A 22710-nucleotide genomic window follows, 5' to 3' on the forward strand; every position below is an offset into this window, starting at 1 on the left:
AGCTTTTTTATTGGTGCCGCCGACTAAAATTCAAACTTGAGTTGTACTGCGATTTCCTTTTTTTCAGCGGGTTTCTCGCGTTTATCTTCGGTATTTAAATTGGCCAAGGTTATGCCTAATAAGCGCACGCTGTTTTCCATCTTTTCTTGATACAGAAGTTCTTTTGCGGTCTCGTAGATCACTTCTTTAGACCTGATGTAATATTGCAGTGTTTTGCTTCGGGTTTTCAGCGTAAAATCGCTGTATTTTATTTTGAGCGTCACTGTTTTGCCGGCAACATTAGATTTTTTAAGTCGGCGTTCTATTTCTTCTGCGATATTCTCCAGGCGTTCAAGCATAAAAATTTCCGAAGAAATATTCTCGCTGAATGTACGCTCTGCACCTAAAGATTTTCTAATGCGATGCGGTTTCACTTCGCTCAGGTGAATACCACGTACCACATTGTAATAATGGTTTCCACTCTTACCGAATTTCTCCTGTAAAAATTCTAGACTTTTGCTTTTTAGGTCATTTCCCGTAAAAATACCCAGTTGATACATTTTTTCGGCGGTAACCTTACCTACACCATAAAATTTTCTGATGTCTAAAGCCTCTAAAAACGGAAGTACTTCTTCTGGATTGACCGTTTTTTGTCCGTTGGGTTTGTTGATATCACTGGCAACTTTAGCAATAAACTTGTTGATAGAAATTCCTGCGGAAGCATTGAGCCCGGTCTTCTCTTTGATTTTAGCACGGATCTCCTTTGCGATCATCGTGGCGCTGGGATTTCCCTTTTTGTTCTCGGTGACATCCAGATAAGCCTCATCGAGGGAAAGCGGTTCTACAAGGTCTGTATATTCGTGAAACACCTCGCGAATTTGCCCGCTGATCTCACGATAGCGATCAAAACGCGTTTTTACAAAAATAAGATCAGGGCAAAGTTTACGAGCCAGGGCACCGGCCATCGCACTGCGAACACCAAATTTACGCGCCTCATAGCTTGCAGCACTTACTACGCCCCGTTCTGAGCCGCCACCAACGGCAACAGGCTTTCCGCGCAATTCGGGGTTGTCCAATTGCTCTACAGAAGCGTAAAACGCGTCCATATCCACGTGTATGATCTTTCTATTTTTAGGAGGTTCTTCCATCAATTCTGCAAATTTAACTACAAAACTTCAGCCAAACTGCGCGACCATTTGACACTTGTGCGATTATAAAATCAAATTGTACCTTGTATACTCATATTTAGATACAGACTTTGAAAAAAACAGCACTCATTCTCGGTATTACAGGCGTTACCGGTACGCTACTTGCGAGACATCTTTTTGATGATGATCGTTTTGAAAAGGTAATCAGTCTTCATCGCCGTAAATCGGGTTTACAGCACCCTAAGTTAGAAGAGCATATTGTTGATATGTTCGAGTTAGACAAACATCGAAACAGGTTTAAGGCAGATGTGGTTTTTTGCTGTGTAGGCACCACGCAATCTAAAACCAGCGATAAAGAAACCTACCAAAAGATCGACTACGGAATTCCGCTGGCGGCGGCAAAACTTTGCGTAGCCAATGGTATCGAGCGCTTGGTTGTGATTTCGGCCTTGGGGGCAGATCCTGAAAGTAGGGTGTTTTACAACAAAACAAAAGGTGAGATGGAGCGTGATGTTTTAGCCGAAAAACCAAATAACACGTATTTGTTAGAACCGGCATTGCTAGCTGCAGCTCGAGAGGAAAAGCGAACTGCAGAAAAAATAGGAATTATGGTGTTTAAGGTACTCAATCCGTTTTTGATTGGGCCGCTGAAAAAGTTTAGAAGTATCAAACCGGAAGCTTTAGTGAAAACGATGCTCTATTTAAGTTTCAATTCCTATAAAAACGCCCGAATCACTTCAGATGAAATTCAAAAAATAGCTGATAATGCTTGAAATCGAACGTAAATTTTTAGTGAAAAACGATGCTTTTAAGTCGGAAGCATTCCGTGAGCACGTGATAAAACAAGGTTATCTCAACAGTAATCCTGAGCGTGCCGTGCGCGTGCGTATTAAAGACGACTCGGGTTTTTTAACTATTAAAGGAAAATCTGATGACACAGGAACCACGCGATTTGAGTGGGAAAAAGAAATAAGCAGAGAAGAGGCCGAAGCCTTGCTCAAATTATGCGAACCGGGAGTTATTTCTAAAGTGAGATTTCTCGTGAAAGCGGGGCAGCACACCTTTGAGGTAGACGAGTTTTTTGAAGAAAACCAGGGCTTACTTCTGGCGGAGATTGAACTACAGTCAGCGACCGAAGATTTTAATAAACCAGACTGGTTAGGGGAAGAGGTAACAGGAGATCCGCGTTATTACAACTCCCAACTCAGTAAAAATCCGTTTGTATTATGGAAGTAAAAACTATGGTTAAAATAGGGCTTTGGAGCCTGCTGTTATGGGCGTGTAAGGAAAAGGAAACTGAAAAGGAAGTTCCTGTGTTGCAGGAAGAAAACAGCAAAACGGTTTCTGAACTACAAGCAGAACTTAAAGAAGCGGGGTATCTGACGATGAATTATGTTGATGAGAAGACTAGAGATACTGTGATTATGCAGCAGTATTTTATCGCTTTTTTAAAAAGCGGTCCTAATCGGGATCAGCCAAAAGAAGTTGCAGACAGTCTTCAAAACCTACATTTAGAACATTTAGGCAGAATGTATGAGTTAGGCTACGCCGATATTTCGGGGCCTTTTGGTGACGATGGAGAAATCCGCGGAATTACAATTTATAACACCCCAACACAGCAGATGGCAGATAGTCTGGCGAACCTTGACCCTATGGTGCAAGCCGGCAGATTACAGATTGAAATTCATCCGTGGTGGGCAGCAAAAGGCTTTCCGTTACGGTAATAATCTACTTGTGCGACACCCATAAAAAAATCCGAAGCACTATAAGGCACTTCGGATTTTTTACAATTCAGGAATGAAAGGCGATTTGAGATTTATTGCCAGCCTCCGCCTAAGGCTTCGTAAAGGTCAACTACAGATTGTAGTTGCGTTAATCGTGTATCTATAAGGTCAAGACTTGAGTTTAGCGCGTTTTCTCTCGCGGTTAACACTTCTAAATAATTAGCAAGACCATTGTTTAATAGCTCTTCAGAATATTCGGTAGCCGTATTGTACGATTCAAACTCGTTGCGTTTTACTTCTAATTTTTCGGTTGAAGCCTGATAGGTGTATAACGCGTCAGAAACTTCCTGAGAAGCAGTGAGCAAGGCTTGCTTAAATTGAAGGCGTGCTTGCTCCTGTTGTGCTTGAGCCACTTCATATTGCGTTTTAATAGCTCTTCGGTTAAAAATAGGCTGCGTTAGTCCGCCAATAAGTGTAGCAAAAAGTGAATTTGTATCAAACAATTGATCTAACTGTAGCGCTTGCAAACCGCCTGTCGCACTCAACGTAAGTGAGGGGTAAAAGCTGCTACGCGCTACATTAGTAAGTTCAAAAGCGTTGATAAGTGCAAATTCTGAAGCGCGCACGTCAGGTCTATTGCTTAACAACTGAGAAGGAACTCCGGTTTTTAAAGGAGTTTCTATGCGCTGCTCACGCAAACTTCCGCGAGTGATAGCGCCCGGTTGCTGTGCTAAAAGAATAGAAAAACTGTTCTCTAACAAACGTATCTGATTCAATAGATCAATTCGTAAAGCTTGAGCTGTATAGAGTTGCGCTTCGGTTTGTTTAACACCTACTTCGGTCACATTACCAGCCTCTTTTAGAGCTTTAGTAGTTTCTAGACTGCTGCTGCGCGTTTCAATGGTTTCTTCGGTAACGCGCAATTGCTCATCTAAAGCCAAAAGCTGATAATATGAGGAAGCGATCATCGCCACCAATTGGGTTTTTACAGCCTTGTGCGCTTCTACAGTTTGCAAATACTGCGCTCCGTATGCGCGCTTATTACTTCTGATTTTTCCCCAGATATCGGCTTCCCAAGAAAGACTACCGCTTAATTCATACTGATCAAGAGAAGAGAACAAACCACCAAACTGACTATTAGAAGAAAGCTCTTGGTGCGTCAATTGTGCGGTGGCATCAAGTGTTGGAAAATATCCTGCTTTACCTTGTTTAAAATAAGCCTCTGCGGCAAGAATTTGTTGTACCGCGACTCTGATGTCTATATTGTTCTCAAGACCAGTCTCAATATAAGACTGTAAGGTAGGGTCAGAAAATAACTCTTTCCAAGAAACCACTGCCATATTTGTGCTGTCTTGCTCAATAGCATCGGTGCGGTAGTAGGTTTCATCGATCAATTCTTGAGGACGCTCATATTCCTTAGCTGCAAAGCAAGAAGCCAGCAGCATAGGAACAGAAGCGATTAACAATAATCTATATATTAATTGCTTTTTCATATTAATGAGTTTCTTCGGTTTGAGTTGGAGTTCCTGAGATCTTTTCTTGTAGCCACTGGAACATGATGTATAAGATAGGGATGACAAAAACACCAAGCAGGGTTCCTATCAAAAGACCACCTACCGCACCGGTACCAATAGAGCGGTTACCTTCGGCACCAACACCTGTAGCGAGTACTAACGGCATTAAACCTAGAATAAAGGCAAAAGAAGTCATCAGAATAGGTCGTAGTCGTGCCTTAGCACCATCAATAGCAGAGTCTACTATAGACTCCCCGTTTTTACGCCGCTGTATGGCAAATTCTACGATAAGAATCGCGTTTTTGGCCAGCAGCCCCACCAGCATTATAAGTGCAATCTGGAAGTAGATGTTGTTCTCAAGACCCATTACTTTGGTCGAGAAAAAGGCTCCAAAAATACCTAGCGGAAGCGATAAGATCACGGCTAACGGCAGCAGGTAACTCTCGTACTGCGCCGAAAGTAAGAAGTATACAAAAACTACACAAAGTAAGAATACCACGATAGTTTGGCTTCCTGCACTTACTTCTTCACGTGTAAGACCTGAATACGCGATATCATAATTATTGGCCAGTTTTGCTGCTTCGGCTTCAACAATAGAAATACCGTCTCCCGAACTATATCCCGGGTTCATCGAAACATTCACTTTAGTTGAATTGAATAGGTTGAAACGCGTAACCGCTTGTGGCCCATAAACTCGTTCAAAACTTACATATTCGCTCAATGGTGTCATGTCGCCGGCACTGGTTCTGATATACATAGAGTTCAAATCATCAGTATCTGCGCGATAGTCAGGATAGGCCTGGATGTACACACGGTATTGTTTACCAAAGCGAGAAAAATCTGCTGCGTAAATTCCACCAATGTAGCCTTGTAGCGAAGAGAATATATCGCTGATCGCAACGCCGGTCTGTTTTGCCAGCGGTACGTTGATATCCATTTGATATTGTGGATATCTGGTGTTGAACGAAGACTGTGCATATTGAACTTCAGGGTGCGCCATAATGTTGCCCATAAATTCCTGATTAGCCTGGTCAAGATCTGTGATCGAGCCACTAGCACGGTCAAGTAGGTTAACTTCAACTCCAGAAGAAATACTAAAACCTGGAATACTTGGAGGCGCAAAGAAAATTATGTTGGCGTCAGGATATCCTGCTGCAATTCCAAAGAGTTTTGCAGTAATCGCATCTACAGAAAGCGAATCTTCTTCACGTTCTGAGAAGTCATTAAGTTTGATAAATCCTAAAGCGTTGTTGCTACCTTGACCACTGATCAAACCACGTCCTGCAACGGTACTTACACCTTCAATACCCGGTACATCTTTAATCTTGTTGTATAAGTCGGTTACCGCTTCATTGGTACGATCAAGAGACGACCCCGGGGCAAGAGAAAGATCTATAAACAATACTCCACGATCTTCATTAGGTACAAACCCTGTACGGGTAGTAGTGGCAGACCAATAGATCCCTACACCGGCTAAAATAAGCATAGCAAAAGTGATCCACTTTCTTTTGTATAAAAATTGAAGCGAACTTCCGTAGCGTTTAATTGTGGCGTCAAAACCTTTATTGAACTTGTCATAAAAACGCTGAAGGAAGCTTTTTTTCTTATGTTCTTCCTCTTCATCATGTGCTTTTAAGAATAGCGCACACAAAGCCGGACTCAACGTTAATGCGTTAATCGCCGAAATTATAATCGCAACAATAAGAGTAATACCAAATTGCTCATAGAAAACCCCGGTAGGTCCTGTGATAAAAGTTACCGGAATAAATACTGCTGCCATTACCAGCGTAATCGAGATGATCGCTCCCGAAATTTCGTGCATAGCAGTCGTCGTCGCAGATTTGGCACTTTTTGCTCCTTCGTCAATCTTTGCGTGAACGGCTTCAACAACTACAATCGCATCATCCACCACAATACCAATAGCCAGTACCAGTGCAAATAACGTAAGTAGGTTTATAGAGTACCCAAAGAGATTCAGGAAGAAGAACGTACCTACAATAGATACCGGTACCGCAATTGCCGGAATTAAAGTAGATCTAAAATCTTGTAAGAAGATAAATACCACAATAAATACGAGTATAAAGGCCTCGATTAAGGTATGGACCACTTTTTCAACAGACGCTTCTAAGAATTCATTGGTGTTATACGGAATAAAAACCTCAAGACCTTCCGGAAGGTTGGCCTCAATGGTTTCTAATTCGCCCATTACGGTTTCAATAATTTCCTGAGCATTAGAACCCTTAGTTTGATATATCGCAAAACTTACACTTGGGTATCCTTTTGTCTGCGAACTCGCACTATACGTTTGTGCATCAAGCTGAATATCTGCAACATCTTTTAATCTTAAGAATTGGCCATTGTCAAGGGCTTTAATGATAATATCTTGATATTGACCTTCTTCTTTATAGCGCCCGGGATATTTAATGGTATATGAAAAAGTTTCCCCATTGTTTTGTCCTAAAGTACCGGCAGCTGCTTCTAAACTTTGCTCGTTAAGTGCTGCAGTAACATCGGCAGGTACGAGATTATAAGCTTTTAAACGATCTGGCTTTAACCAAATACGCATTGCATAATCTTGCTGCGAGAATACGTTAACATCACCTACACCATTAATACGCTTAAAGGCAGGCACTACGTTAATGTTAAGGTAGTTGTTGATAAAGGTCGCGTCGTATTCAGGGTTTGTAGAATACATAGACATAAACATCAATGATCCTGTCTGGCGTTTTTGAGTAACAACACCCGCTTGTGTTACCTCTTGCGGTAAAAGCGGACTAGCAAGTGCCACACGGTTCTGAACGTTTACCGCATCAATATCTGGGTCTGTGTCCTGATCAAAATATACCGTGATTTCTGCTGTACCATTATTGGTAGCAGTAGAAGTAATATAGTCCATTCCTTCAACCCCGTTGATTTGTTCTTCAATAGGGATGATCACACTTTCTAGAATGGTTTCGGCACTGGCACCGGTATAGGTAGCAGTCACCTGAACGGTGGGCGGAGCAATATCAGGATATTGTTCTACCGGTAATGAGGTAAGTCCTAGTACTCCCAGAATCACTATGATAATAGAGATTACGGTAGAAAGTACAGGTCTTTCTATAAATGTTTTTAACATGATTTCAGCTTCTTTTTATTGAAATAATTTCTCCACAGGTTTGGCAATACTGTCAAAAGGAACTTCTTGAGGTTCTAGTGCCGTGCCGGGACGTACTTTGTTAGCCCCTTTCGCAATAATTTTATCTCCGGCTTGTACGCCAGATTCAACCACATATAAATTACCAATGGTAGCACGCGTAATTATTTCAGCTGTCTGGGCTTTGTTGTCATCGCTAACTTTGTAAGCAATGATTTTACCTTGTTGCTCAAACGTAGAGTTTAGCGGTACTACAGGTACATCTTTATATTCAATAGGAATTTTTAAGGTTCCGCTGTTACCGTTAGTGATAAGTTGGTTAGGGTTGTCAAAAATAGCTCTAAAGCTTACCGTACCGGTAGTACGATCTACTTGCGCCGTAACCGTCTGAATCTTACCTTTTTGCTCATATTCTTTACCATTGGCAAGAACCAGAGTAACCTCCGGGAAATTTTCAATTTTTTCCTGAAGTGAGGCACCTTCTGTTTTCTGAATAAAGTTTAAATATTCAGACTCATTCATAGAGAAGAAAGCATATACCTGCTCAATATCAGCAACTGTGGTAAGTGGTGTAGTGTCAGTAGGTCCTACCAATGCTCCTTCGCGATACGGTATTGCTCCTACATAACCGTCTACCGGACTTTTTACCGTAGCGTAGCTAATGTTTGCTGCGATACTTTCATAATTACTTTTAGCCTGCTCTAGTTGCGCTTTAGCAGTTTCTAATTGCACATTACTGATGATGCCTTTGTCTACAAGGGGTTTCAGCTTGTCAACTTCAACCTGAGCAGCATTTACATTAGCTCGTGCAGCATTAGCATCCTGGCTTAAAGATTGAGTCTCTAGTTTAAAGAGCGCCTGACCTTTGCGAACCTTTGCTCCTTCATCTACAAGTACATTAGAAATATAACCTTGTATTTTAGCACGCACGCCGCTGTTTACAATACCTTCTATACTGGCAGGGTATGAACTGTAACCGGTAAGCGTTTGTTGTGGGATACTAATTACAGGTAATTTTTGCGCTTGTTGAGCTTGCGCCTGAGCCTCACCAGATGACTTGTCTTCTCCACAGGAGGTAGTAACAAGAACTCCCAGTAGGGCGGGAATGAGATAATTAAATATTCTTTTTTTCATGGTTGAGGATTTATTTATTGTTTGTTCTTTTCTAAAAGTCTTTCGCGTATGCGTTTTAAAGATTCACTCGCTTGCTCTAGGTAGTTGAGGTAATCCAGATGAAACTCGAGGTCAAAATGCAAATCGATGTTTTCAGGATCTACTTGATTTATCTTCTCTTTATAATTCATTATTGCGATATGAAGATGCTTTTCTTTCTCCCAAGTATCAAGCATTTCCCCCATATGAATGATCATACTGTTCGGGTTCATGATGAAATACTTCTTGCGATCTCCACAAACCGTGTAATAGGTGATGGTTTTTAAATGCTGAAGGTTGTTAAGATGGGTAGAAACCGTGCTTTTACTGGCTTGAAGATTGGTGACCAATTCTTCAAAAGTGCAGCCTTTTTTTCCGGTTAGGATCAAAGTCGAAACAATACGCGCAGCAAGTGGCGGTATATTATCCTTTTTCTCTATGTGAACACCTAGGCGTTCTATCAACAATTGTTTTTCTTCATTCAGCGCTTCCAACTCCATATCTTGATCATTTGAACGAGCAAAATTAGTATTGGTTCGGAAAAAACCGAACCAAGCGTACTATAAAATTTTGTTAAGAGAAAAGTTAAAACTAGGCAGGCCTTATTTCTAACGTTTGCGCCTGCGTGTTGCCCTGCGCGTCAGTTGCCGAAATCGTGTATTTTCCGGGCTTTAAAGCCATGGAAAGCTCGTGAAATGTAGTTGTAGAACCCACATAAATGCCATCTAAATACCAATAAACTGTAATGTCAGGATCACGATGTGCAAGTTTGAAAACTACTTCTTGTGTGCCGCTGAAATCCTTCGGAAGTAAAATTTGCTCTCCTTTTTTAGGAAAAATAAAGGCCATCACAGCTTGTTCTTCAGGGGAGCATCCGGGTGCAAAAGGAGGCAGGGTTTTATATTCCGGATGTAGCGGTGCGTAATAGTATTCCCAAACGGTTGGCAGATCAAACCAGGATTCTGCAATGAGTTTTCCTATGGGGTAACAGTTCGCATTAACTTGTAAACTACGCGCTTCATTTAAAATTACTTGCTTATGGTAGGAGCAGGCCGTTGTACGCGTCCCATTCTTAGGAATCCATTCTGTTGTGGTTTCTGGGCAATACAACCCGGCAAGATTGCCGCTTTGCGTGCAAACCGAAGCTTCTACAAGTTCGTCATAAGGTGTTTCAAACCAAGAAGCATTAGGCAAAAGGTTGAGCACGTCAAAAAGAATTGGCGCTGCGGCTTCGACGCCCGTGATTCCCGGTCTGCCTTCTCCGTCTGCATTACCTACCCAAACCCCAATGGCATATTTTGGGGTCACACCTACTGCCCAAGCATCTTTAAATCCATAGCTGGTTCCGGTTTTCCAGGCTAGCGGTTGCGCATCGGTAAAAAACTCCCAGTTTTCTGAGCCCTGAGGGCGGTTCACTTCTTTTAAAGCTTCTAAAGTTTTGTAAATCGCTCCCGCGTCAAGCACTTCGGGATTTGGCATTTTTTCGCCATAATTATAATTTGAATCTTGAATGTACACAGGCTCTTGAAATGCCTGCTGCGGATATTCGCTGGAAGTATCATTGAAGTGATTGAGTGTTGCTGCTAATCCGGCGTAAGCGTTGGTAAGGTCCCAAAGATTGCTTTCGGCACCGCCAAGAATCAAGGATAATCCATAATAATCTGCCGGTCGCTTGATGGTTTTAAAATGCAACTGATGCAGCTTATTGTAAAATTTTTGGAGTCCGTATTCTTGAAGAAGCGTTACAGCGGGAACATTGAGGGAGCGCGCTAAAGCTTGAGAGGCAGGCACAGCACCTTGATAACTCTGATCAAAATTTTGCGGATTGTACCCGTTGATACTCGTGGGAACATCAGCGACCAAGCTATGAGGCAACAATTGACCTTCCCCCATTAAAGCCGCATATAAAAAGGGCTTTAATGTACTGCCGGTGCTGCGGTTGCTTCTGATGATATCTACATAGTTTGCGTGTTCTTTAGTGGTAGGAGCGTTGCCGACATAACTCAACACTTCTCTGGTATTTACATCTAAAATCAGAACCGCTAAATTGTGTATTTGATTTTGATTCAATCTATAATGGGCTTCTTCGGAGATTTGATTCACGCGTTTTTGAAGATTGAATTGCAACGTGCTATTAATGCGCTCGCCTTGACGTTCCCGGGCCAGCCGTTCGGTGAAATGCGAGGCGATATCCGGAAGCTCTAAAGGTTTCCCCGGAAGACTTTCTGCAATAGCCAACTCGTAAGTGGTTGCGTCAATAATGCCTTCTTTATGTAGTTTTTTTAAGAGGCGATTTCGCTTAGCTTCAAGAATCAATTCGTTTTTCCCCGGAAATACAAGCGCAGGAGCATTGGGAAGCACCGCGAGTGCCGCTGCCTGGCCCCAGCTGAGCTCGCTAGGCTCAATGCCAAAATACCGCCAACTGGCACTTTGCAAGCCCACGACATTACCACCAAAAGGAGCTTGGGAAGCGTAAAAATTTAAAATTTCTTTTTTAGAGTAACCGGCCTCTAAACGTGTAGCAAGAAAGGTTTCAAGAAGTTTTTCAAAATAGGTGCGGTCAGGGTTGTTGCGGGAAAGCCGTATGACTTGTTGGGTTATGGTGCTACCTCCACGTCTTTTAGAAGTAGTTAGGTTTTGCCAAAAAGCTTTAGTCATGGAAACAGCATTAAATCCGGGGTGCTTATAAAAATAGGCGTCCTCAAAATTTAAAATACAAGTCTCAAAACGAGGAGGAACTTCATCAATCGGCGGAAATCTCCATTGTCCATCTTGGGCAATACGCGCACCCATAAGTTGGCCTTCGGCGCTGGTAACCACCGTGGCCGTTGGGGTATTAAAAAGAGGTTTGGGTAACGCAAATAACCACAGGATAAAAACAACTAAAAGCACCGCTAGCGCAATTTTATACTTCTTGCACCAAGCGTAGAGGTTACCGCGAAGGCTTTTGAACTTCAAACCGACTCTTATTGTTTTACTTCAACCCATTGTCCTTTTGAACGTGCAAAATAATCCCGATCGTACATCGCCTCAACTTGAGTACCCGGAAGATAATAGGTTCCCAAGAAGGAAGCATTGAGGTCTACCGTAAAGGTGCGCGTTGCTTTAGGCTTTAGGTCAAAATAGAAATTCACCTGATCATCTCTAATATCCTTATAGCGTGATTGACCACTGGCACCACCATTTAGACTGGTAAAACTTGTATTTACAATTTCCCATCCACTCGGAAAAATTTGAGATAAAGCCACATTATCAACGGCGTTTAGCGTAGGATTGGTCACCGTGATCTTTGCGGTAATCCCGGTGGCTTGTCGCAGATTGCTAACGTCTATTTTCTTGCCATTTCCGTCTAAGAATTGGGTGTTTAGAATCAAGTTGTTTTGGCTTGCTAGCTCCTTGCCCAAAGGTAATTGCCCCTGTTGAATCAAGCTTACATAGACACGATTGCTTTCTTTGTTTTTAATAGTCAGGGTATTCTTTCCTTCAGTAACCTTTAGTGCTTTTCTAGCAAATCCGTTAGTGGAATTTAAGGTTTGATCTGCTGCCGTTACGTCAATGGTTTTTCCGCCGTTGGCGATTAACATCTTAGACAAACTCAATAACGCAAAGCCCGTAGTTTGCGTGCTGTGCCAAGTGGCGGCGTTTAGTTCTTTAGCAATACTGTTAGCCAAATCATTTTGTCTGGAGTCATTCAGTAGAACCATTGTTTCTAAAGCCATCGCTTTATTTCTTAAGACAGAACCATAGGTGTACTGAAGTTCTCTTTTTGTAGCAAAATCTAAAGATGCGTTATTAACGAGTTCTTGTGCCACTTGTTTTTTACCAGCTAACGCATAGGCAGCCGCCAAGCGCCATCTGGAATCATTGTTCAATTCACCCGATTCACGCAAGCGGTTCATCGCAGCCAATTCCGGCTGCCCGGCTAGAGCTAAAGTGTAAAGTCGGTATGCTTGGGTCAAACTGCTGTTGTATGAGGTAGCACCATTGCGCCATTGTTTAGCTGCATTTTTCTGATAGTTCAGCCAGTTAGAAAGAAAGGTTATAGGCGGAGCATACCCTTGCTTTTGGGCCTCTAAAATAAAATGACCGGCATAACTGGTAGCCCAGGCATCAGACTCTCGTTCACCCGGCCAATAGCTTACACCACCAGATGGATTTTGCAGCATACCAAGACGATCTAACGTCGCTTTGATATTTTTTACGGTTTCTTGATTTTGAGAGTTTTCTAAATCAAAGATCGATGCAAGATACAGCTGCGGGAAGCCACTTGATGTTGTTTGTTCAGCACAACCATAAGGGTAATCTATCAAATATTGAAGACGTTTGGTAAAGTCTATTTGAGGTAAGGTAGAGAACTCTAGGGTTGCACCATTGCTTCCAGCAACACCAAAGGGCGTAAAATCTACAGACAATTCGGCATCGGGCTCCAGCGTATAATAGGTTGCTTTCTGTGAAATAGGGTTTGGGTTTTCTACATCAAGAGTTACCTCATAACTAGCCTGTTCACCACCTCCTTTTGCGAGGATCTCAAAACGCTGAGGTGCTTGGGCTTCAAGTACCTCAAACTCAAAATTTACCATAGTTTCGCCGGGCTGGCTAAACCTGATTGTTTTCGATTTGGCACCAATCGCTTTGAGGGCGCTACTGCTTTTGACGGTTATGGTAGTTTGCTTCACGTTATCGTCCATTGCAAAAACCGTGACGGGCAATGTGAGTTGTTCTCCCGGAGCCAATCTGCGAGGAATAGAAGCTAAAACCATTAGAGGTTTACGCACTGGAGTTGTTTTTTCAGTGGTTCCGTAGGCGCCGGTGGCGTTATCTCCTGCAATTAACATCGTGCGTACCGAGCCTACATAATTAGGCATATGCAATTTATGAGAGGCCTTCTGGCCTGCTTCTAAATGAAACGGACCTAAAAATTGTACTACCGGTTTAAAACGCTGTGCTTTTCGGTTTTTAGCACCTGCGGCCACATCACCACCACCTATTGCGTAAATATTATCAACACTTCCCGAGTAAGCGCCAATGACATAATCATAAATATCAAATGTTTTAACCCCTAAAGCCTGGCGGGCATAAAATGCTTTGTGAATATCAGGTGTTGCAAAACGTGTTAGATCAAGCAATCCTTCGTCAACCACGGCCAAAGTATAAGTCATCTCTTTATTTGACGCTTCGCTGACTTTGATGGTATAATCCGTTTCGGGTTTTAATTCTTGCGGCATGCTAAGTTGAGGTTGCAATACGGTTTGCGGATCTTCTACTAATAGCGGAATGACGCCATAAAGGCGTATAGGCCTGTCGTTCAGTGTTTGTGCGTGTGGTTGCAGCAGGCTGATGTGTACGTAAACATTTGGAGCCATTGCCTTGGTGATCGGGATGCGTACTACCGTTTCTTCTTTGGTGGTTTTTACCCATTGTTTTGAAAGAACTTCAGTACCATTTTCTAAACTTACCAATGCGTTTCCGGCTTCTGCGGAAGGAAATTTGATCACGGCTTCTTCGCCTACCGTGTACTGTTCTTTATCTGCATTGAAGATCAGCATTTTTGCACTTTCTGCATTTGCTGAAGGTGCATTGCTCCAATTACGGTAAAAATAGGTGATGAGTCCGGTGGCATGCCCTGCTTCTTTATCTATCACACGCAGTAAATAACGGCCACCATCTTTCTCGGGAACATTGATCTTTGCTGAGGCTTTTCCTTTAGTGTTAGTGGTTACTTCAAAATCCTGAACAGGTTTATACACCGAAGTATTCTCATACCGCGATAGATTATCGTAGCCGCGACTGTACCACCAGCGCCATTCCATTTTAAACAGTTGAACCTGTAGGTTGCGATTAGGGGAAGGTTTACCGGCTTCAGTAAGGCTTACGAGATCAAACTGAACGTCTTCATCTGTAAAATAAGCATCATATTTTTGAGGCTCAGGGGCTTTAAGCCCAACGAAATGGGTGTATGGAGCGATCGTTTTAGAAAAAACATCTACCGAAAAATCGCCACCTCCTTCAAAGACCTTGGTCAAAAAGTTGGCTTTTAGCATTCCCGGAGCTTTGTTACTCAATTCAATTTTTTGATTGAAATTAAGTTTACCATTGGCATCAAGCGTTTTGTCTTTAAGCAGCGGCAACTCTACTTCAGAAAACTTTCGCACAGGATCTGTAAAACGATACTGCTCATAATTTTTAAAGGAAGCTTCGGTAGCTGTTAAGGTCGTGGTTAGCTCTGCTTTTAAGTTTCGGGCTACGGCACCGTGAAGCCATTGGGCAGAAATGCTTCCGGTAAGTGGTTCTTTAGTCGATAGTATTTCAGAATTAAAATCAAGAGCGATTTTTAATCGGTTAGGCTTTACTGTAGCGACGCGTAAGGTTTTTGAAAATTGAACTCCTCCCACGCTTATGGTCGCGTGCCAATTTCCTGTAGGATCAGTGCTTTTAGTTGGGATTGGGAAATAATAAAATCCGTGGCTGCTTCCGCCGGAAACATTTTTATTAGTCAGCGTTGAACTCAACAAGGTGCGCTGCACTAGTTTTCCTCGGGCATCTGTCACCTCGAGTTTTACAGGGTGTTCTTTAGGTAATGGGTTGGCAATGTCATTGAGAACAAAGCTAAGATGAATGCTGTCTCCTGGGCGATGTACGCCGCGTTCAGTATATATAAAACCGCGCAGACCTTTTTGCAGTTGTGTTCCGGCAATATTAAAATTACTTAGCGATAGTGCATTCCCATCATCTAGCTTGGCATAAGCAAAATTGTTGCGTTGTTGTGCGACCACAAAGGCTGCATTTTTATCACTTTTAAATGAAGCAAAACCTTTTAAATCTGTTTTTAGATTTTTAATAAGTTGCTGTTGATAGTTGTAAATTCTGATGTCTACACCTATTTCCGGAGCAGCGGTCAGGAGGTTACTAGTCACAAAATCATAAGAGCCGTTGTCGCTTTCTTTTACGATCAAACCAAGATCAGAACCTATAATGTTAGTCTGTGCAAACCGCTCTTCATTGTAATAAGCCGGGTGGCAAGGGTTGTCCTCTTCTTCCCAGTTGTACACCCTATTTCTCCAAGAATACAATTCGTTATCCCAATAGCGCTCTTCTCGTTCTTCTTCTTCGTTATCCAGATTGGTCTTGTAATAATCTTCGTAAGATTCTTCAAGGTAGATGTCTTCTTTACTTCTGGTAATTTCTTCAGCGTCATCGCTACACGGGTACAGGCTGTATTTTTGATCAAAACTGAATTCAACCCGATACATAGCTCCAGGATCTGCTTTAAATAATTCTGAAAGATCAACGGCATAGGCTTTCCATAATCCGGTTTGGCCAATGCTGTTATTGATTAGAGGAATGGTCTTTTTAGCGACACGTCTTCCTACGCGTTGTAAATCATAAGTCGAAGTGCTGTTGAGATTTGACTCTTGCAAATACTGAAGCATATTATCTTCAAAAACTTTGATCACACGCACGTCAACCGCAGATAGATTTACTGCCTCAAAGTAAAGTGGTGTTTTCATCGAAGCGGGTAAAATGCTTCCTTTATAGAGTAAGCGTACTTGAGGTTTAAGTTGTTGAAAAGATATTTTTTGAGCATACGTAGCGGGTAGTGCCACGCCTTCAGCATTTTTAATTCCTTTATTTAGCGTGAGGTCTAGCGCGCCAGAAACCGGTTGCTTGGGATAAATATTGAGCACATTACCCTGTACTTCGTAGCGCAGGTTTGTCAAACTGTCTAACTGAACAAGCCCTTCAAAGTTCTGTTCCATCATCAGCGGATCAGAAAAATTAACACTTATTACACTTTCCGGACTTAAAGCACTCACTACATCAACCACAGTAAATTGAGCTTGGCCGGGAATATTTAAAGTGCTTTGACCTTGCGTAGTACTTTCAATAGGTTCACCATCCCAAGCAATGCGTATCTGCGAATTCTCTTTTTTGCGGTGAATACTGTCTATAGTAAAATTAAAAAAGGTGCCGTTTTGTTGCTCATTCGGCCAGTCGATGTGCAGATTTTTTCCTTCTTGGGAAGCGCGCACGAGTTGACTGGCTAGTGTAGCATCAACCTGATCTGAGGTTTCTACAGAGCCCGTGAGGTACTGCCATTCTTTAGAATACGACTGCAGATTACCTAAGTTTAGCTTAAAATTAGGCGTGATGGTTTTAAACCCAAACGTGTAATTTTTGTATTCGGGATCTATGTCTTCAAAAAACCGACTCAATTTAAGTGTTACGCTGTATTCTGTGTCCGGGCGTAAAGGTTCTTCGGGCTTAAAAAGCAGGGTTGAGCCATTTTCTATATAAAATGAACCTTCAGTCTTAGGATTAATTACCAGATACTCTGACGGAATTTCTTGATTGTTTTGGTACTGATCAGTGGGCTGAGCCAAAACCACGCGAATGGGTGAGGCAATAGAAACCTCGCCAAACGTATTGAAGGCGATATATTCTTTGAAACGAAAAATATTATCCGGCTCAGGTTTTGTTTTTGTACAAGAAAGTACAGAAATAAAGACAAGAGCGATATAGAGAAATTTAGTGGTTTTCATAGGAAGAAGTATCAGAATACTTTAAGAACTGAAAATTACTGTATTTATCGTGGAAGTACTGTAATTGTTTACAGATTTTACTAGGGCATTAGCAAGAAGAGCGTTGCTAAAGGTCTTGTTTTATTGTACTTGTATAAAATTTATATGGAAATGCTACTCAATTTGTCTTACAAAATAAGAGTTGATAAAACAAACAACGAAGAAGTACATTTAATTATCGATGAAACGCATAGTTTTGCGTTGGTAATCGATAAAGCACTCTTTTCAATCATCGATAAAGTGCATTTTAGAACGCTGTAAAGTGTTAAATTTTAGCTTAAATTTGTTAAAATTAGACAAATAATCGATGAAATACACAAAATAACGGTTGAAGTGTTGTAGGGGTAAAAAATCCTACTTATGTTTGTACCAACATAACTCATAAACCCCAAATCATGAGAACTTTTACAACCAACTTGTTGGCGATCACTTTTGCCATTTTCCTTACCAGCTGTTCACAAGATGAAGAGCTAATGACTAATGATGAAGCAGCATTAGAAGTTTCTGCAGATCTAACTGTTGAAGACGCTTTTGCACAAGAAATTCTTGTGGAAGTAAACAAACACCGCTCAAGCATTGGCCTTTCTGAATTAGCCTTTAATAACGATTCTAAAGTGAAGGCGATTGAGCACTCAAAGTATATGGCTACTAAAAATGAGATCAGCCACGATAATTTCTTCCAACGTTCAGATTATTTAAAAGCGAAAGGTGCAGCACGTGTAAGTGAAAATGTAGCTTACGGATACCGTAGCGCACAAGAAGTAGTTGCTGCTTGGTTGAAGAGTGAAAGTCATAAAGAAGCGATTGAAGGTAACTTTACTCACAGCGGTCTTTCGGTTGTGAAGAATGAAAAAGGTATTGCATTCTTTACTCAAATTTTTATCACAAAATAAAACGCTTATAATTTTAAGCAGTTTAACCCCCAAATCTTAAATCCCCCAATGACCTGACCCAACAGGTCGCAAAATCAATTACGACACACAACATATTTACAAAATTTACAGCTTTAAGTTGGTTTTGTTATGTTAGATGCAGCAGGTGGGGGCCTGCTGTTTCGCTTTTCTCCTCGCGAGAATTACTTACTGAAAAACCCTTAAGTTTTTACTTAAGGGTTTTTTCATGATTAAATAGTTGAGGTAGGTTAATACCTTAGTTTTCCGTATTAAAATGATATTCACGTTCTACTTTACACACGCGTACCGAATATTTTGAGTACCATTTGGCTTTTCCGGTTTTTTGCGCTACTAGATGATCTACTTGATTTTTCCAACCGGCGATGGCGGCTTCGGTTTTCCAATAGGATATGGTAATCCCTAGTTCGCTTCGGGCATGTTCCATTCCCAGATAACCCGGTTGCTTTTGTGCAAGCGCTTCCATCTTGCTAGCCATTTCGGCGTAGCCTGAAGTGTTTTTAGATTGAATTGATGTAAAAATTACGGCGTAATACGATTGATCTTCAGTGAGCTCCACGAGAACTAGTTTTCGTTTTCTTTGTAAATACCAAGAGTCAATTCGCCTTGGTCATTCATATAAGCTCGATACATTCCTTCGGTATTAAATTCCATCGAAGGGTTTCCGTAGTGATCTAGTGCGACAATTCCGCCGGTACCACCAAGTTTGGTCAACTTTTCTTGAATTACATTTGCTGTAGCTTCAGACAGACTTTTTTCAGCATATTCCATTTGCGCGCTGATATCGTAAGCCACCTGACCACGGATGAAATACTCTCCCCAGCCGGTTGAAGACACGCCGCACGTTGCATTATTTGCATACGTCCCGGAGCCAATGATTGGCGAATCACCGATGCGGTTATAACGCTTGTTGCTCATCCCTCCGGTCGAAGTTCCTGCGGCAATATTTCCGTTTTTATCTAATGCTACGCAGCCAACAGTACCAAATTTTTCATCCTTAATATAAGGATCATAAAAAGCAGTTGCTTTGCTTACAGAATCTTGCTTTTCGCGATCAAGCGCACGTTGCAGTGCATCGTATCTATTCTGAGTAAAAAAGTAAGACGGGTCAACGAGTTCAATGCCTTTTTCTTTAGCAAAAGTTTCTGCGCCTTTGCCGCTAAGCATCACATGTTCAGAATTTGTCATCACCTCGTAGGCTAGATTGATCGGGTTTCTCACTGTGGTAACGCCGGCAACCGCACCCGCATTTAGAGTCGCACCATCCATAATAGAAGCGTCTAGTTCATTTTTACCATCGTGAGTAAACACCGCACCTTTAGCCGAATTGAACAGCGGAGAATCTTCCATCACATTTATAGTGCGTTGTACCGCTTCAAGACTGTTTCCACCATTTTTAAGGATCTCATAGCCAGTTTTGATGGCCTCAGTAAGCTTAGCTTTATAAGCCTGTTCCATAGAATCAGTCATATTCTTTTTAAGAATCGTGCCTGCTCCGCCGTGTATGATAATGGCAAATTCTTGTTGTTGGGGAGTTGGTTCAACAGTTGTTTGAGGCGCGTTTTCTTGTTTACAAGCGAAACACAAAAAACTTAGCAATAAAACAGGTAGCAATGACTTCATAAAAATTGAGTTTTAAGCTTCTAAAATACAGAAAAACCTTTGAGAAACTCTGTGTCGCTATTGTTTTATCCCACTTTATTATGTTGTAATTTTAGCCTAAATACGAGATTATGGCTATTGCAAAACCTTTTAACTTAACCCAATGGGTTGAAGAAAACCGGGATTTATTAAAACCACCGGTTGGGAATAAAAATTTATATAAAGACGCAGATGATTATATCGTTATGGTGGTTGCGGGACCTAATGCCCGAAAGGATTATCATTATAATGAGACCGAAGAGTTGTTTTATCAACTAGAAGGTGAAATCGAAGTGCACGTGCAAGACGAAGGCGAAAAGCGAACGATGCAATTAGGTCCCGGCGATATGTATTTGCATCCGGCAAAAGTGCCGCATTCTCCGGTGCGTAAAGCAGGCTCTATAGGTCTTGTTGTTGAACGAAAACGCGCAGATCTTGACGGAAAAGACGGTTTATTATGGTTTTGTGATAATTGCAATCACAAACTCTATGAGGTTTATTTTCCGCTGAATGATATCGAGAAAGACTTTTTGAAACACTTTAAAGTATTCTATGGAAGCGAAGAATTACGTACCTGCGATAAGTGCGGTACGGTGATGGAGGCTGATGCTCGATTTGTAGAATAGTAGGAATGTTACATGATTTAAAAATGCGCTGTTTTAGGCGCATTTTTAGTTTGCTAATCTTCTAATTTTCACTTTAAATAGAGGTTGATATTTATTAACTTCGAAGAATACAAACATAAATTATAAGAAAACTACAATATAATGGCTCAAACCACTGATAACGCAACAATAGCTGAAACGCTAAAAGCATTAGAGATCACTTCTGAAAATGCAGGAACTTCAACAGGTTTACAAACGAGTAATTCGGGTAAATTGATTACTTCCGTTTCTCCCGTTGACGGAAAAAACATTGCATCAGTGACGCAAACCACTCCGGAAGAATATGAGCAAGTGGTGCAAACTGCCGCTGAAGCATTTAAAGTATGGCGTGTGATGCCGGCACCTCAACGTGGTGAAGTGGTGCGCCAGTTTAATGAAGAGTTGCGTCGACTTAAAGAGCCGTTGGGAAAACTCGTTTCTTACGAGATGGGTAAAAGCTATCAAGAAGGTCTGGGCGAAGTACAGGAGATGATAGATATCTGCGACTTTGCAGTAGGGCTTTCACGTCAGTTGCATGGTTTGACGATGCATTCTGAGCGTCCCGGGCATCGTATGTATGAGCAGTACCATCCTTTAGGGATTGTAGGGATTATTTCAGCATTTAATTTTCCGGTTGCGGTATGGAGCTGGAACACAGCATTGGCTTGGGTTTGTGGTGATGTATGTATCTGGAAACCTTCAGAGAAAACACCGCTTACGGGGATTGCTTGTCAAAAAATCGCAGCACGTGTGTTTGCTAACAATAATCTGCCTGAAGGAATTTCGTGCTTGATCAACGGCGATTATACTGTAGGCGAATTAATGACTAAAGATGAGCGTGTACCGCTGGTTTCGGCCACTGGTTCTACCCGAATGGGAAAACAAGTAGCGCAAACCGTGGGTGCTCGCTTAGGGAAATCACTCTTGGAACTCGGTGGAAACAACGCGATTATCGTTACTCCGGATTCTGATCTTAAGATGACGGTAATCGGTGCGGTATTTGGTGCGGTGGGAACTGCCGGTCAGCGCTGTACTTCAACCCGTAGATTGATCATTCACGAGAGCATTTATGATAAAGTAAAAAATGCAATTGTAGATGCATATGGCCAATTGCGTATTGGGAATCCGCTGGATGAAAACAATCACGTGGGACCGGTAATCGACAAAAACGCAGTGAAAAATTATCAAAATGCTTTGACTAAAGTCGTTGAAGAAGGTGGTAAAATTTTAGTGGAAGGTGGCGTCCTGGAAGGTGAAGGTTATGAGAGCGGATGCTACGTAAAACCAGCCATTGCAGAAGCTGAAAATCACTATGAGATCGTACAGCACGAGACTTTTGCTCCGGTACTTTACTTAATGAAATATAGCGGAGAAGTGGAGAATGCGATTGAACTGCAAAACGGCGTACGCCAGGGATTGTCTTCTGCGATTATGACCAATAACTTGCGTGAAGCAGAACGCTTCTTAAGTGTAGCTGGTAGTGACTGCGGAATCGCAAATGTAAATATTGGTACCAGCGGTGCAGAAATTGGAGGCGCTTTTGGTGGTGAAAAAGAAACTGGTGGTGGTCGCGAGAGCGGTTCTGATGCCTGGAAGGTCTATATGCGTCGCCAAACCAACACGATCAATTATACCACCGAATTGCCGCTTGCGCAGGGGATTAAATTTGATTTGTAGCTTGAGATGAAAGAATCTTGCAGAATTACTTTAATTAAAAAATGAAATCATACGCAACCTTTTGATTTTTTGACATCTACTATGTAACAACCATTAAAAAAAAACTGTTATGAGAAGAATTATTTTTATGCTTATTGCTTTGACTACACTTAGTTGTTCAGATGATGATGATGGGACTATAAATGTAGAGGCTAATTCTGTGATTTTTGGAGAAGTATACGGCCAATGTACAGGGGACTGCAGGTCGCTTTTTCTTATTAATGAATCTTCAATTCACGCAGATGCTGATAGCGATACAGATTATGGAAATTGGGATGCCACAACTTTTAGAGAAGAGGCTTTGTCAAATGCTGAATTTCAAATGTCTAAAGATGTTTATGTGGTTCCCGAAAGCCTATTGAATTTTGAAGGAGAACTTGGAAGTCAGACGTATGCAGATTTTGATTATTATTTTAGTATAAACGTCGGAGGAGAAAGGAAATCTTGGGTTTTTGATGAGATAAATGATGATTTACCTTCTGATGTCAAGACTTATTTAGAGAATGTTCTTCAGGTCATTTCAGAGCTAAGAGAAGAATAAACTATATGAGAAAGCCGCTACTAAG

The 22710-nt window shown here is 41.7% G+C and carries 17 protein-coding genes; 8 read left to right on the forward strand and 9 right to left on the reverse strand.

The window, feature by feature from the left end; all coding sequences use genetic code 11:
* Positions 1 to 23: 23 nt before the first annotated feature.
* A complete protein-coding gene (gene dinB, locus LDL79_RS07510; protein ID WP_225599769.1) occupies positions 24 to 1127 on the reverse strand; it encodes a DNA polymerase IV in 1104 nt (367 codons plus the stop codon).
* A 110-nt stretch (positions 1128 to 1237) separates the two neighbouring features.
* Between dinB and LDL79_RS07515 the strand changes: the two genes are divergently transcribed.
* Genes LDL79_RS07515 through LDL79_RS07525 form a run of 3 tightly spaced genes read left to right on the forward strand, consistent with a single transcriptional unit; the run spans position 1238 to position 2851 of the window.
* Entirely contained in the window at positions 1238 to 1900 is a 663-nt protein-coding gene (locus LDL79_RS07515) for an NAD(P)H-binding protein (RefSeq protein WP_225599770.1), read from the forward strand.
* Positions 1893 to 2363: a CYTH domain-containing protein gene (locus tag LDL79_RS07520; RefSeq protein ID WP_225599771.1), complete on the forward strand. Its 471-nt coding sequence runs from the start codon at positions 1893 to 1895 to the stop codon at positions 2361 to 2363. Before LDL79_RS07515 ends, LDL79_RS07520 begins: the two co-directional genes overlap by 8 nt.
* Complete coding sequence (locus tag LDL79_RS07525) at positions 2354 to 2851, forward strand: YciI family protein (RefSeq protein ID WP_225599772.1); 498 nt, start codon at positions 2354 to 2356, stop codon at positions 2849 to 2851. The genes LDL79_RS07520 and LDL79_RS07525 overlap by 10 nt, the downstream gene beginning before the upstream one ends.
* 92 nt (positions 2852 to 2943) lie before the next feature.
* Here LDL79_RS07525 and LDL79_RS07530 read toward each other — a convergent pair whose 3' ends face one another.
* The 6 genes from LDL79_RS07530 to LDL79_RS07555 all read right to left on the reverse strand — a co-directional run bounded on the left by LDL79_RS07530 (position 2944) and on the right by LDL79_RS07555 (position 17193).
* Positions 2944 to 4344, reverse strand: a complete 1401-nt coding sequence (locus LDL79_RS07530; RefSeq protein WP_225599773.1) for an efflux transporter outer membrane subunit — start codon at positions 4342 to 4344, stop codon at positions 2944 to 2946.
* A 1-nt stretch (position 4345) separates the two neighbouring features.
* The gene (locus tag LDL79_RS07535) at positions 4346 to 7483 is read right to left on the reverse strand and encodes an efflux RND transporter permease subunit (protein WP_225599774.1); all 3138 of its coding nucleotides are present in this window, start codon (positions 7481 to 7483) and stop codon (positions 4346 to 4348) included.
* A 15-nt stretch (positions 7484 to 7498) separates the two neighbouring features.
* Positions 7499 to 8635: an efflux RND transporter periplasmic adaptor subunit gene (locus LDL79_RS07540; protein ID WP_167598471.1), complete on the reverse strand. Its 1137-nt coding sequence runs from the start codon at positions 8633 to 8635 to the stop codon at positions 7499 to 7501.
* 14 nt (positions 8636 to 8649) lie between these two features.
* The gene (locus tag LDL79_RS07545) at positions 8650 to 9153 is read right to left on the reverse strand and encodes a GbsR/MarR family transcriptional regulator (RefSeq protein WP_072981041.1); all 504 of its coding nucleotides are present in this window, start codon (positions 9151 to 9153) and stop codon (positions 8650 to 8652) included.
* A gap of 91 nt (positions 9154 to 9244) precedes the next feature.
* Positions 9245 to 11611: a penicillin-binding protein 1C gene (gene pbpC, locus LDL79_RS07550; protein WP_225599775.1), complete on the reverse strand. Its 2367-nt coding sequence runs from the start codon at positions 11609 to 11611 to the stop codon at positions 9245 to 9247.
* Between the two features lie 8 nt (positions 11612 to 11619).
* Positions 11620 to 17193, reverse strand: coding sequence for an alpha-2-macroglobulin family protein (locus LDL79_RS07555; RefSeq protein ID WP_225599776.1), 5574 nt, complete (start codon positions 17191 to 17193; stop codon positions 11620 to 11622).
* A 150-nt stretch (positions 17194 to 17343) separates the two neighbouring features.
* Between LDL79_RS07555 and LDL79_RS07560 the strand changes: the two genes are divergently transcribed.
* Together LDL79_RS07560 and LDL79_RS07565 are read left to right on the forward strand one after the other, a co-directional pair.
* Positions 17344 to 17493 (forward strand): hypothetical protein, encoded by a 150-nt coding sequence (locus LDL79_RS07560; protein ID WP_225599777.1) that lies wholly within the window; start codon positions 17344 to 17346, stop codon positions 17491 to 17493.
* A 134-nt stretch (positions 17494 to 17627) separates the two neighbouring features.
* Positions 17628 to 18125 carry a CAP domain-containing protein gene (locus LDL79_RS07565; RefSeq protein WP_225599778.1) on the forward strand — a complete coding sequence of 166 codons (498 nt, stop codon included), beginning with the start codon at positions 17628 to 17630 and terminating at the stop codon, positions 18123 to 18125.
* Between the two features lie 256 nt (positions 18126 to 18381).
* Here LDL79_RS07565 and LDL79_RS07570 read toward each other — a convergent pair whose 3' ends face one another.
* Both LDL79_RS07570 and LDL79_RS07575 read right to left on the reverse strand, forming a co-directional pair.
* Entirely contained in the window at positions 18382 to 18702 is a 321-nt protein-coding gene (locus LDL79_RS07570) for an antibiotic biosynthesis monooxygenase family protein (protein ID WP_225599779.1), read from the reverse strand.
* 5 nt (positions 18703 to 18707) lie between these two features.
* Positions 18708 to 19766: an isoaspartyl peptidase/L-asparaginase family protein gene (locus LDL79_RS07575; RefSeq protein ID WP_225599780.1), complete on the reverse strand. Its 1059-nt coding sequence runs from the start codon at positions 19764 to 19766 to the stop codon at positions 18708 to 18710.
* 110 nt (positions 19767 to 19876) lie between these two features.
* Between LDL79_RS07575 and LDL79_RS07580 the strand changes: the two genes are divergently transcribed.
* The 3 genes from LDL79_RS07580 to LDL79_RS07590 all read left to right on the forward strand — a co-directional run bounded on the left by LDL79_RS07580 (position 19877) and on the right by LDL79_RS07590 (position 22685).
* Complete coding sequence (locus LDL79_RS07580) at positions 19877 to 20410, forward strand: 3-hydroxyanthranilate 3,4-dioxygenase (RefSeq protein ID WP_225599781.1); 534 nt, start codon at positions 19877 to 19879, stop codon at positions 20408 to 20410.
* A gap of 141 nt (positions 20411 to 20551) precedes the next feature.
* Positions 20552 to 22105, forward strand: a complete 1554-nt coding sequence (gene amaB, locus LDL79_RS07585) for an L-piperidine-6-carboxylate dehydrogenase (protein ID WP_225599782.1) — start codon at positions 20552 to 20554, stop codon at positions 22103 to 22105.
* A 109-nt stretch (positions 22106 to 22214) separates the two neighbouring features.
* Positions 22215 to 22685, forward strand: a complete 471-nt coding sequence (locus LDL79_RS07590) for a hypothetical protein (protein WP_225599783.1) — start codon at positions 22215 to 22217, stop codon at positions 22683 to 22685.
* Positions 22686 to 22710 lie beyond the last annotated feature (25 nt).

Origin of the sequence: Leeuwenhoekiella palythoae, from assembly GCF_020310025.1 — a bacterium.
GTDB classification, from domain to species: Bacteria; Bacteroidota; Bacteroidia; order Flavobacteriales; family Flavobacteriaceae; genus Leeuwenhoekiella; species Leeuwenhoekiella palythoae.